At 46.7% G+C, this 12786-nt stretch carries 10 protein-coding genes; 2 read left to right on the top strand and 8 right to left on the bottom strand.

The features are described from left to right. Positions 1–3 precede the first annotated feature (3 nt). The 3 genes from LMJ53_RS09925 to LMJ53_RS09915 all read right to left on the bottom strand — a co-directional run bounded on the left by LMJ53_RS09925 (position 4) and on the right by LMJ53_RS09915 (position 2736). Positions 4–423 carry an HIT family protein gene (locus LMJ53_RS09925; protein ID WP_229585908.1) on the bottom strand — a complete coding sequence of 140 codons (420 nt, stop codon included), beginning with the start codon at positions 421–423 and terminating at the stop codon, positions 4–6. Positions 424–672: 249 nt separating this feature from the next. Beyond that, positions 673–1536: an S-formylglutathione hydrolase gene (gene fghA / locus LMJ53_RS09920; protein WP_229585907.1), complete on the bottom strand. Its 864-nt coding sequence runs from the start codon at positions 1534–1536 to the stop codon at positions 673–675. An 87-nt stretch (positions 1537–1623) separates the two neighbouring features. Further along, positions 1624–2736, bottom strand: coding sequence for an S-(hydroxymethyl)glutathione dehydrogenase/class III alcohol dehydrogenase (locus tag LMJ53_RS09915; protein ID WP_229585986.1), 1113 nt, complete (start codon positions 2734–2736; stop codon positions 1624–1626). 217 nt (positions 2737–2953) lie between these two features. Between LMJ53_RS09915 and LMJ53_RS09910 the strand changes: the two genes are divergently transcribed. Both LMJ53_RS09910 and LMJ53_RS09905 read left to right on the top strand, forming a co-directional pair. Beyond that, positions 2954–3823, top strand: a complete 870-nt coding sequence (locus tag LMJ53_RS09910) for a LysR family transcriptional regulator (protein ID WP_229585906.1) — start codon at positions 2954–2956, stop codon at positions 3821–3823. Between the two features lie 77 nt (positions 3824–3900). After that, positions 3901–4554 carry a DsbA family oxidoreductase gene (locus tag LMJ53_RS09905; RefSeq protein ID WP_229585905.1) on the top strand — a complete coding sequence of 218 codons (654 nt, stop codon included), beginning with the start codon at positions 3901–3903 and terminating at the stop codon, positions 4552–4554. 64 nt (positions 4555–4618) lie between these two features. Here LMJ53_RS09905 and LMJ53_RS09900 read toward each other — a convergent pair whose 3' ends face one another. The 5 genes from LMJ53_RS09900 to LMJ53_RS09880 all read right to left on the bottom strand — a co-directional run bounded on the left by LMJ53_RS09900 (position 4619) and on the right by LMJ53_RS09880 (position 12779). After that, positions 4619–7084 carry a S8 family serine peptidase gene (locus LMJ53_RS09900; protein WP_229585904.1) on the bottom strand — a complete coding sequence of 822 codons (2466 nt, stop codon included), beginning with the start codon at positions 7082–7084 and terminating at the stop codon, positions 4619–4621. Between the two features lie 111 nt (positions 7085–7195). After that, positions 7196–7834 carry a response regulator gene (locus LMJ53_RS09895; RefSeq protein WP_229585903.1) on the bottom strand — a complete coding sequence of 213 codons (639 nt, stop codon included), beginning with the start codon at positions 7832–7834 and terminating at the stop codon, positions 7196–7198. Beyond that, on the bottom strand, positions 7827–8570 hold the full coding sequence (locus LMJ53_RS09890; protein WP_229585902.1) for a sensor histidine kinase: 744 nt from the start codon (positions 8568–8570) through the stop codon (positions 7827–7829). The genes LMJ53_RS09895 and LMJ53_RS09890 overlap by 8 nt, the downstream gene beginning before the upstream one ends. Beyond that, a complete protein-coding gene (locus LMJ53_RS09885) occupies positions 8560–11877 on the bottom strand; it encodes a protein kinase domain-containing protein (protein WP_229585901.1) in 3318 nt (1105 codons plus the stop codon). Before LMJ53_RS09885 ends, LMJ53_RS09890 begins: the two co-directional genes overlap by 11 nt. A 50-nt stretch (positions 11878–11927) precedes the next feature. Beyond that, the gene (locus LMJ53_RS09880; RefSeq protein ID WP_229585900.1) at positions 11928–12779 is read right to left on the bottom strand and encodes a GAF domain-containing protein; all 852 of its coding nucleotides are present in this window, start codon (positions 12777–12779) and stop codon (positions 11928–11930) included. Between the last annotated feature and the right edge of the window lie 7 nt (positions 12780–12786).

Below are 12786 nucleotides of genomic sequence, written 5' to 3'. Positions count from 1 at the left end.
CGCTTATTGCGTTAATAACTTTGCCAATTCAGCTGCTTGCGCTCTGATATGCTCCATATCACCTTGCTCAGTACCGTGGCGTTTTAATTCGCTTAAATGCGTTGGGATCAGATGAAAATGCAAATGCGGCACCGTTTGCCCCGCAGCAGTACCATTGAGTTGCATTAAGACGATGCCTTCCACTTTTAGCAGCGTTTTTTGCGCAGCCATCACTCTTTGCACCGTCGCTAGCAAAGGAGCAGCATAATCTAAAGGAAGTTCTGCCAATGTTTCTGCCGGGTATTTGGGGATCACTAAAGCATGACCATCCGCCTGCGGCATAATATCCATAAAGGCTAAGCTGTGTTCATCCTCATTAATTTTAAAACAGGGTAATTCACCACGTAAAATTTTGGCGAAAACGTTGTTATCTTTATAGCTCATAAGGTGCTCCTGGCTGGGTTTATTAACGTTTACCGATTATGCCAGCATGAACGGCAACAAGGTAGCAGTGCACTGCGCTTTGTTATGCACTAGCCTGAAAAATCGCCGGTGCAGTGACGACATGTTGTTGCTAATACCCAGTGTGCAAGGCCCATTAACGGTGGGGATTAACTAGAAACCGCTAGCCCAGGAAGCCAGTGAGGGTAACGGCATAACACGATACCGTCACTGCTCATAAAACAAAGCTCGCTAAGCGCCAGTTAAGCCTAAATGACGGGCATGAAAGCGCAAATGCTGCTCGATAAAACTGGCGATAAAGTAGTAGCTGTGATCATAGCCTGCTTGCAAACGGATTTCAGCGGCCACGCCTGCTTGCTCTGCGGCTTTAACCAGGCTGTCGGTTTGCAACTGTGCCGGATAAAAGTTATCACTGAGCCCCTGATCAACTAAAATCGGCAGCTGACTGCCCTGCTTCGCCAGCAAATAAGCAGCGTCGTATTGCTGCCATTTTGTTTCATCGGCCCCGAGATAACCGCGCAGCGCTTTTTGGCCCCAAGCACAATTCATCGGATGACAAATGGGTGAAAAAGCAGAAATACTGCGATACTCGGCATTGTTACGCAGGCCAATGACCAGAGCACCGTGCCCGCCCATCGAGTGACCACTGATTGCTTTAGCCGCGCTCAGTGGTAACTCTGCCTGCAGCAGTGCCGGTAATTCCTGCAAAATATAATCATACATCTGATAATTCGCAGCAAAAGGCGCTTCAGTGGCATTAACATAAAAGCCGGCCCCTAAGCCAAAGTCATAAGCCCCATCTGGATCATCAGCAACATCGGCGCCACGAGGGCTGGTATCGGGCATGATTAGCGCCAGCCCAAGCTCTGCAGCCACACGCTGCGCCCCGGCTTTGCTGGAAAAATTCTCGTCGGTACAGGTTAAACCTGATAACCAATACAGTGAAGGTACCTTGTGTTGCTCTGCTTGCGGCGGTAAAAATACTGAAAATTGCATTTCGCAGTGCAGCACCGCAGATTGATGTTTAAATCGCAGTTGTTTGCCACCAAAACAGCGTTGTTCGCTAACAGCGATAAGTGCAGAAGAAGTTGTCATACGCGGCCTCTTAATATCGAAAAGCGCAAGATGCCTATCGGCCTAACACGCCAAAGCGAAAGCGCTAAGGCGTGTTAGTGATAAGCTTTAGAAGTGAATTACGGTGCGGATCGACTTGCCTTCATGCATTAAATCAAAGGCTTTGTTGATGTCCTCTAACGGCATGGTATGCGTAATAAAGGTATCAAGTTCAAACTCACCGTTTAAATAACGCTCGACATAATCCGGTAATTCGCTGCGACCTTTTACGCCACCAAAGGCCGTACCGCGCCATACGCGGCCAGTAACCAACTGGAATGGCCGGGTTGAGATCTCTTGTCCGGCACCCGCCACACCAATAATCACCGATTCGCCCCAGCCTTTATGACAACATTCTAAAGCGGAGCGCATCACGTTGACGTTACCAATACATTCAAACGAGAAATCCACGCCACCATCGGTCATCTCAACAATCACCTCTTGGATCGGTTTGTCGAAATGCTTCGGGTTAATCACATCAGTCGCGCCCAGTTGTTTGGCGATCGCAAATTTATCTTCATTAATATCAATGGCAATAATGCGGCTGGCTTTGGCCATAACAGCACCAATGATCGCCGATAAGCCGATACCGCCTAAACCAAACACTGCGACGGTATCGCCTTCTTTTACTTTGGCGGTATTCATTACTGCACCCATGCCGGTAGTGACACCACAGCCGAGTAAGCAGACTTTTTCCAGCGGGGCTTCTTTATTAATTTTAGCCAGTGAAATTTCTGGTAATACCGTGTACTCAGAAAAGGTGGAAGTGCCCATATAGTGATAAATTGGCTTACCGTCTTTTGAAAAACGGGTGGTGCCATCAGGCATCAAGCCTTTGCCTTGAGTGGCACGAATGGCTTGGCACAGGTTAGTTTTGCCCGACAAACAGAATTTACATTTACCACACTCTGGGGTGTACAGTGGGATCACATGATCGCCTACTGCCACTGAAGTGACTCCTTCTCCGACGGCCTCGACAATACCACCGCCCTCGTGCCCTAAAATAGCCGGAAAAATGCCTTCTGGATCTTCACCAGACAAGGTAAAGGCATCGGTATGGCACACGCCGGTAGCCACGATACGCACTAACACTTCGCCTTTTTGTGGCGGCATTAAATCGACTTCTTCAATGGTTAACGGTTGACCTGGGCCCCAAGCGACGGCGGCACGTGTTTTAATCATGTTCATCTGTTGATCCTTTTAAAAAGTTACACAGGAAGATTTTACTATGGGGTTAAGTGTAACCTGATTTTGATTTTTTCCATATCAGGTTGAATAGCATTAAAATGCAAATCAGTTTTTCATTTTTGCAAAAATGTAGCGCTTTGTACTATGATCAAGGCGATTGACGCAAAAAGTGACAAGCGTTCTGGCGAATAACAATAACAATGGCATTTTAATGAAACAATGGATCGGCATTAGTGAGTTTGTGGCCGTGGCTGAGCAACACAGTTTTACCAAGGCCGCTAAACAGTTAGGCATTTCGGTCGCACAAGTCAGTCGTAACATTGCTGAATTAGAGGCGAGTCTTGCCATTAAACTGCTGTATCGCAGTACCCGCAGTGTCAGTCTGACTGAAGAAGGCTTATTGTATTTACAGCATTGTCGGCATTTGGTGGCCAGTTTAGATGAAGCAAACCGCACACTGGCCAACCTCAAAGCGACGCCTCGCGGCCAAATTAAACTGACCGCACCGGTTTTTTATGGTGAAACCCGAATTGCCCCACTGCTACATGATTTTATGCTGCGCTACCCCGACACTGAATTAGATTTGCAGCTTAGCAACAACAAACTGGATTTGGTGCAAGGCGGCTATGATCTGGCTATTCGACTTGGTACCTTAGAAAGTTCGAGTTTGATTGCCCGCAAACTGGCCAGCCGCACACAATATGTGGTGGCAGCGCCGGCCTATTTAGCTCAGCATGGCACACCCACTAGCCTAACAGCCTTGGCGCAGCATCAATGCCTCACCGGCACCGTAGCGAATTGGCGCTTTATGCAGCAAGGAAAAATCGTTCAGTTTAAGCCACAAGGCCGTATTGTTTGCAATAGTGGCGTGGCACTGCGCGATGCCGCCCTCAAAGGGCTGGGTTTAGTGCAATTACCTGACTACTATGTCAGTGACAATTTGCAGCAAGGCGAGTTGGTGGCGGTTCTTAGTGAACTGCGGCAACCGGATGAGGGTATTTGGGCTATCTATCCACAAAATCGGCATTTATCCGCTAAAGTGCGGGTCCTCGTGGACTATTTAGCATCAAAGCTGAGTTGAAACGCGCGCCTGTCGCCCTCATCGTTCTGTTATACACATTGTTTCACTGGCTTTTAACATCACAAGGATCTAGCTGCATGACGCCGTTAAAAATCGATTTAGTTTCTGATATTGCCTGCCCATGGTGCGCTATCGGCTATGCCCGCTTAGAGCAGGCATTAACACTGGCACCGGAATTAGCCGTCACCTTAGAGTGGCACGCCTTTGAATTAAATCCGGATAAAAACGCGCCACAAGAAGCAATTTTACCGGCACTTAGCCGTAAATACGGTAAAAGTGAAGAAGAAATGCGCCAAGCGCAAGCCAATATGATGCAGATCGCCAGCGGCCTCGGCATCAATTTTAGTCAGTTACAGCAGCGCAAAACCTGTAATACCTTTGATGCGCATCGCTTGGTCAAATGGGCCGACACACAACAAAAAGCCACCGCCATGAAGCTGGCACTGTTTGATGCCTATTTTGGTGAAGCAGCCAATGTGGCTGATAGATCAGTGCTGGCAGAATGCGCGAAAAATGCCGGTTTAGATCAAACGCAAGCAGAACAGATCTTAGCCAGTAATGACTTCGCCGATATCGTATCTGCTGATATTGCTAAGTACCAACAAGCCGGTATTTCCTCGGTGCCGGCCTTTATCATTAATAACAAATACCTGATTTCTGGCGCACAAGAGCCACAGCAATTAGCCGCTTCACTGCGTCAAATTGCTGCGGAAACACTCGAAAAATCATAAAAGAAAAAACCACAACAGCAGGCACGCTGTTGTGGTTCACCAAACACGGTAAGGTTGGGATTATTTATTGTGCCATCAGCTGATGCAAGGTGGTTAATGACATGGCCAGTGCAGCACGGCTCGACGTTTCATTTGGCGAGAAGTGCGCTTTGATCACCGGCTCTGCATCAAAAGGTCCTTGAGTCAGGCTAAACTGCACATGCATTAAGCCGAGATCTAAGGCTTTTTGGACATAACCCTTTAACTCAGGGCTAATCAAAGCACTGTCAGCCACATCAATCCATTGATTAAAGGCGAATACTTTCAAGTTTGAGGCAGGGTTAAAGTTCGCGGCATCGGCTTGTTTCGCCAAGGTTTGCACCAACGAATAGGCCAGTTCAGCACGCGTCACTTTGTTATTTACGCCAAACTTGCTGCTTGATACCGGCTTAACCACTGGCTGTTGTGCGAAGCCTAAGTCTTTTAAGGCAGCTCCTTTCATGGTTACCGCATTGGCAGCCGCCGCCGTATCACCGTTAGTATCAGTGTAATTTAACTGATCGCCCTTATTGCTCTGGCGCACCGCACCCGCTAATACCATCGTATCAGCTAATTGGGCTTTAGTGATTTTGCTATCAGGATCAAAGCCATAGCTAAAACCGTCCATCAACTGCTCTGCTACTGCATACTCAATAAAGCCTTGTGCAGGATGGCCAATCACATCACCGAGCCCCACGTAGCCATCGGTACGCACCAATTTTATTTGCGCATTAATGGTGTCAGGTATACCAAAACCATTAGTCACACCCAGTGGATCTAACGCTACGCCACTTAAACCACCGACGCCACGCACATAAATTTTCCAAGTACCCGCCACACCTGCGGCCGATAAACCAATATTTTCACCTAATACTGGTAGCGCCACACCTGAGCCATAACGTTTACCATTGGGATCTTCAAGTACCAGCGCAACAGTATTGTCACTGACACGTGCTTTAACACTGACCAGCGAAATGCTGCTATCCACTTCAAAAGTTTCAACCTCAAGTTCACCAACAGGATTGAAATTTACCGGTTGCGTAAAGCTGGCAGCAATCGACGTTAATGCTTTGGCATTAAACTGCCGGTTTTGCTTTACCGTATCACCAAAACGATTATCCATCGCCCGTGCTGCTTGCACTGCAGCATGTGCATTGACATAACCGGCACCCACTTCCCATGACTCACGCCCTGACATATTGGTTGCGGTATCCCGTAGAATACGTTTTACATCTCGCCAGTTTAAATTAGGATTCGCTTCCAGCATTAAGGCCACTACGCCTGAGATATGCGGTGCAGACATTGAGGTGCCACTGCTCAGCGTGTAGTACGGTAAGTGTTGCGGTTCAATAATTTCACTGTCATCGGTTAGGCTTAACGCACTTAAACTCGATAACGAGGCGCGCACCGATACAACATCGACACCGGGTGCAGTAATTGTCGGCTCATCAACCCAATTAAACATTTCGCCACCGACTTCAACCTGCCCGCCATTACCCTTGGTACCACGTGAACTAAAACTGGCTAAAGCACCACTTTTGTCGCCAGCGGCGACTGTGACGACCCAAGGCGCTTTTTTGAAATTACCGGTAATAGTTGACTCGCCAGAGCCTGAGTTACCCGCAGAAAACACCACAATCACGCCATTATCACTTAATGCTTTAGTCGCAACGTTGGTAGGATCATCAGGATTAAAAGGGGTACCGACATCACCAGTATTACCAAACGAGTTGGAGATTACCCGAATGTTGTAGTCATACTGGTGCGTTAAGGCGTAGTCAAAACCGCCCAAGGTATCCAGGATAAATAAGCCTGCGCCTGAGCCATAACCAATAATTTTGGCACCGGGCGCCACACCGGCATACTTGCCAGAAGACTGCGCGCCATTCGCACCAATGATCCCAGCAACATGCGAACCGTGCCCACCTGCAATATCGGTGTTTTCAACATTTTCTTGATAAGTGATCGGCAGAATGCCCGAGAAGCTATTTAAATTAGTTTGTGCTAGCACGTTTTGCACGGTGTGGTTAGGAAAGCGAATATCAGGATGAGAACCATCAACGCCGGAATCATTCACCACCACGCCGATGCCGCGACCGGAAAACGGCATACCGCTGCTGCGTAGGCTTTGATCCGCGCGTAATTGTTGTACACCGGTAATGGCGGTTGATTCATTATTTTCTAAGCTCATAGGCGCGTTGTGCCATACCGACAACACATCATTACGGGCATAAATTTGCTGAATTTGCTCTGCAGTAGCCACAGCGCCGACGATAGGTAAATTATGTAAGCTAACGCCACTGATACCCATTGAAGACAACATATTCAGTTGGCTGTTATGCGGTGCGCCTTGTTGATCAAACGTAATGATCACTTGATGTAAGCTACCGGCGGGCGCTTGTTGCATAATGCTGACCAGTGCAGGATCTAATGTTTTAGCGTGAAGGCTAGAGGCAGACAGCCCCATAGCCAAAGAGAGAGATAATAAGGTTAATTTAGTTTTAGTTTTCATATGTGCCTCGGACGACTAGGAAGTTCTATTCCAGAGTCACATACTCTATTTGACTATCCCATAGGGGCTTCCCCCTAGCAGCAGTAGCTTTTCTACCTAGTAAGTGTATTTTTAATCCAATAAGCCTTTTTTAGCAGCGTAACGCACCAACTCAATAGAGTTATGCATATTTAATTTTTCTAACACTTTACCGCGATGGTTTTCTGCCGTTTTTACACTAATGTCCAGCAGCCTAGCGATATCCTTAGTTGAAGCGCCAGAAATAACCAAGTGAAACACCTCGCGCTCGCGCTCAGTCAAATTTTTATACGGGTCATCCAGGTTCTCATTCGGGTTGCGATACTGCTCTGCTAACGCCTGTGAGGCAAACTGGCAATAATAGGTTTTACCCACCGCCAAATGCCGCACCGCACTGAGTAAATGCTGGCCGGCACTCGATTTCACTAAATAACCACTGGCGCCAGCACGCACCATGTGGATCACGTACTCTTCTTCTTCATGCATGGTTAGCACTAACACCTGACATTGCTTAAAGCGCTGATTCGCTTGTCGTACGACTTCCAAGCCATTCACCCTAGGCATACTAATATCGACCACTAACACATCGGGTGACAGCTGCTCTAACAACGCCAGTGCTTCAACACCATCCACGGCTTGTCCCACCACCTTACAATCATCAGCCTGATCAATAATACTGACTAAGCCTTGGCGCACGATATCGTGATCGTCAGCAACTACCACACTAATCATTTTGACCTCGCTCTCTCGGTGTTTGTTCATGGGGGATCATAATACTAATTTTGCAACCTTGAGCGGCAGCCGCTTCAATTAAACAGCGACCACCAAAAGACGCGGCACGATCTTGCATACTGCATAATCCGACGCCTTTTTGCGTCTGTTCGTCTAGTTCAAAACCAATACCATTATCAGTGATGATCAGTTTAAGCCCTTCACGATCTTGTTTAATGGCGACCTGAGCTTGTGTTGCCTGTGCGTATTTCACGACATTGTTCAGGGCTTCCTGACATATTCGGAACACCATAATTTGTAACTCATCAGCTAACTGCAAATCCGCCGCAATAACTAAGCTGATGTTGAGCGTAGGACAACTCTCTGTAATTTGTCGAACTAACCAGCTTAATGCCGCGTGTAACCCCAGATCATCCAGCACCGGCGGGCGTAACAATCGTGATATATGCCGGGTATCTTTTAACGCCAACTCCGCTAATGCTAAAGCGCGTTGTAGTTGCGGGTCTGAATTATCAATAGCGGTTAACTCGTTGACCAATGCAGTGAGTACTTGACCAACACCATCGTGTAAATCATTGGCAATGCGTTTTTGCGTGGTGTCATTTAATTGCCAAACCCGCCGCAAAATATGCTGCATACGGCTATTATTTTCAGCTAACTGTGTTTGCAGTTGCTTTTGTTGAAAGTGCAGCCGAGTTAACTGCTGTTGGATCTGTTGCTCGTTGTTATTTGACATAACCTGACATCATCGCCTTTTCTCGTGTTTGAATAGCCTGTCGATAAGGCTCCGGCGTTTGTTGCAGTAATCGTTCAAATTCTGCCGTATCCGCTAAATTAAAGGTGTGATCAGCCCGATCGGGCTGTTTAAAGCGTTGCTGTAAATATTCAAAGGCAAAACTGCGCCAATAACTGGTAGCTCGGCGCAATAAGGGTAAGGCTTGATTCAGTAATTGCCCTACCACTTCTGTTTGGCCCTGTTTCGCCGCAGCTAATGCCTGCAACTCAAGCCACAGTAAGCGCTCAGGTACATGATGGCGCATAAAGGTTTCATAAGCGACCGGTAAACTATTCAGTGGTTGTCCTTGCATAAATTGAATATGTTGCTGGGCAATAAAGGCTTTTAGCTCTAATCGCGGTAGTGGTTGTGCTTGCAATGTGTCCTGTAGGCGTTTGACATGCAGCTCGGCTCGTTGGATTTGCCCGGTACCAATCAGTTGATTAACGGTCAATAAACTTAGGCTTTGTTTTTGTTCATTATTCGATGAAACGGACATGCTGTCACGCAGCAGGGTTAGCTGTGTCTCTGCCTTGTCGTACTGCGCACTATTTTGATAAAGCTCGGTTAACCATAGTCTAAATTCAAGCACCGCTCTGGGGTCTTGCTCTGCCTGCGCTTGCTCAATAAACACAAGTAACTGTGTTTCTGCTTGCATAAAATTACCATGCAACGCCGCTAACTTAGCTAAAAAAGCTTCAGCTATTAACTTATCTTCAGTCAGATCTAAGGCTTCAGCATCTTCACTGGTCGATTTAAATAACCGAAATGCTTGGCCCCACTCCCCTTGCTGAATTTTTAGCTGGGCTAAGCTTTGCCGTACTTTAATTAAACTGAGCGCATCATTGTTGGCAACCGCATTTTGTTCGGCTTGTTTTAAATAGACTTGCGATTGGTCAAACTCCGATAACACAAAGTAAATATAACCTAAATTTATTAAACTCTCCGTCAAGTTCCAATTGTCACCAATTTGGCTTCTAATGTTAAAAGCATCATTAAAATAGCGTTGCGCAATTAGGTATTCGCCTTGCTCCTCTTCCAAAATACCCAAGTAGTCTATTGTAATAGCTAAAGCAGCCAGATCTTTAATGAGCTTATAATTTTCGATAGCTTTCTGCAGGGTAGTTCGCGCTTGCAGAACGTCGCCAGTTACAAACTGCACAAATCCCAAGTTAGACAAAGTTTTAGCCATACCAGATACATCTTCGACTTCTTGAAATAATACAAATGCATTCTGATAATTAGGTATCGCCTCCGCAAATTTACCCTGCCGTTGCATCGCTACACCAACCGCATTTAAGGCATCAGCAAGGCCCGCTTTATTTTTTAACCGGGTAAACAACACTTGCGCTTGCAATAAATACTCGTCAACCGCCCGGCTAATATCGCCCGTGCGAATGGCCAACTTGCCTAGCTGCAAAAATATTTCTGGGTTGGTTTTATCTACTGTCGCCAAAAGCTGTAATTGTGCGCTGGCATCTTGATAGCGGTTTTGCAGCGATAAGAAGTTGGCGTACTCCATCGTCAACGCCGTATCAAATGGTTTTGCTTGGAGCAAAAGCTGGTAGTTATCATCTGCTAACGAGTACTGCTCTTGTAACGCAGCTAAGCGGGCATTCGATAATAAATGCTCATAACTGTGAGGTGTCGATTGCTGCACGGCTTGGGCATACAGATTTTCTGCTTGCAGCCAATTTTGCTGTTGTTCATGCCATTCTGCTGCCAATAAATAGCCAATAGCCAGCTGCGGAAAACGTTGCTGAAACTGCTGCAATAAACTCTGTAGCTGCTGTGTGTTGTTATTCGCTTGCGCTAGCATTAGTTGGTTGTATAACTGCTGGGCAGCATCGGGTAAAGGCTGCACTTCAGCAATAGCCGGATCACTTTTGGTGTTTAACACCATAAGCATGGCATTCATTTGCTTAAGCACACCTGCTGATACCGAGTCTAAAACGATGCTTTGCCGATCAGACCACAGCTGCGGTAATAGCGGTTGCCGCATATCAGTTAAGGTTGCGGCTAACTCCACTTTACTGTCTAACACGGTAATTTGATTGGTTAAAATAACATCCACACCGAGCAAGCTGGCTAAATCTTGCAGTTGCTTATCATTTAGCGGAGTAACAAACCCCAAATGCTGTAAGGTGGTTTGCACCCGCTGCGGCGGGATCAAGCGGATATTTTTCGATCTTAATTGTTCAAAGATAACTTGCTGCACTAAGCCTTGCACCGCAGTTTGTTGTGGATTATCGGCTTGAACAGCAAAAGGTAACACCGCCAACGCGATAGGCAGCGTTAAGGCTTGCTCGTCTTGCGTTGCATTAGGGGCTTCCTTACGCGGTGACAGCATAAAAAACACAACAGCGATGACCGCAGCCAACAACAATAGACTAGCAATATTACCCCGTCTTTTTGTTTTGTTAGCCGCCGTTTGTGTTAACCACAGCTGTTTTAGCTGCTGACCTGTTTGACTGCGTTGTTGCGGGTGCGCAGCTAAATTTTGTAAAAAGAAACTGCGCCAGCGCGGAAAGTCTTTGCTGATTTTATCCAGTGGCGGATTACTTTGTAATTTGGCCGCGAGTTGCTGGCCCATATCAGCTTGATTAAAAGGCAAATCTGCAGTGAGCAACTGATAAAGTGTAACGGCAACAGCATAATAATCACTCTGAGGGCTGTGTTGGGCGCTTTGTAACACCTCAGGGGCGCTATAGAGCGGGGTGCAACTTTGGTGTGACACTTCACTTAATGCTGACGCTAAGCCTAAATCAAGAAGGTACAGGCGATTATCGCCATCAAGTAAAACATTTTGTGGGGTAATGTCACAGTGCACTATGCCTTGCCGGTGAATAGCTTCTACGGCATCAATTAATTGCGCACCAATGTGTTCGGCTACCGCTTCTTGATGTTTATCTTGCGGTAAGCGGTATTGTGCTAAAGAAATACCGCTAATGTAGTCCATCGTATAAAAAGCACAGTCTGCTGCTAAATAAAAATCATGGACGCGGATCACATTAGGGTGCGAGATACCCCGGGCTAACAAGATTTCTTGACGGACTTTGTCCGTAGTCACGGTGGAGTCTAGTAGGCTGTTATGCAGGATTTTTAACGCGACATTGCAATGCAGATGCAAATCTTCGGCTAGAAACACGCTGCCATTATTGCCATTGCCCAGTAATTTTACTAAACGAAAGCGCTTGGCCAAGACATCGCCGGCGGCTTGTCCGGTAAAAGCAGGTAACTCTTGGGTGTGATCATCAGTACTTAACAACAGCATGCCTCAGTAATACATTGGGCTCTATGATCAATACTAATGGTTTTTTAACTGAATTGCCGGTTATTTACCGAGAATTTTTGTAATTCTTCATCTAACTGTTGGCTAAATAAGGTCAATGTCAGGTTATTAACCAGCGTTTGCAGCAACTCAAAGTCGAGTGCTGACAGGTATTTACTTGGCTGTTGGCTGTCAACATAAAACAGCCCAAACAGCTTGCCCTGACACAGTAAGGGTAAGCATGCTGTGGCAGAAAGTTGCTTTAATTTAATACTGGCACGTTGCGACAACGCTTGGTGTTGCGAAATATCATTTGCTACCAACGGTTGCTGACTATTGAGTACGCTTTGTAATGCCCCGACACTACCAAAGAAACTGGCTTGATCTTGCGCTTCCTTGCTAACTCCCAAACTGCAATGCAATTTCAGTGAGGTTAAATCCGAACCGAGTAACAATGCCGCGCGCTGCATTTGGCAGAGTTTTAACGCCTCAGACAACAGATGTTGCAGATCGGCTTTACTGTTACTAAGCGCTTGTGCATTAAGTTGAGCGGCTTGCTGCACACGCCAATCATCATATTGCTGCTGGCGTAGCAGCGCTGATGGCTCGATAGCGTTAAATAGCACAGGCACATTACCTACCACAACAATGCTGCCATCTTCCAATAAACAACATTGCTGCTGAATCCCCTGACTGCGCAAACCGTTCATACTGTTTAGATCAGACATCAACCAAAATGCTTCACTGTAGACGAGCTTGGCATGCTGGCGAGAAACCGACGGTTCTTGGATCACAATGTCGTTCTCTGGCGCACGGCCCAGATAAAAAGTGGCTTTATCTGCCAACAGAAACTGGTCGGCTGCGCGTTTCGCGCTGATGACGGTCAGTTGCGCATTCATAATTTGC

The organism is Rheinheimera sp. UJ51 (assembly GCF_020819615.1).
In the GTDB taxonomy this organism is placed as follows: domain Bacteria; phylum Pseudomonadota; class Gammaproteobacteria; order Enterobacterales; family Alteromonadaceae; genus Alishewanella; species Alishewanella maricola.
Note: the sequence above shows the minus strand (reverse complement) of the source record. Positions and strands in the feature narration are given on the sequence as shown.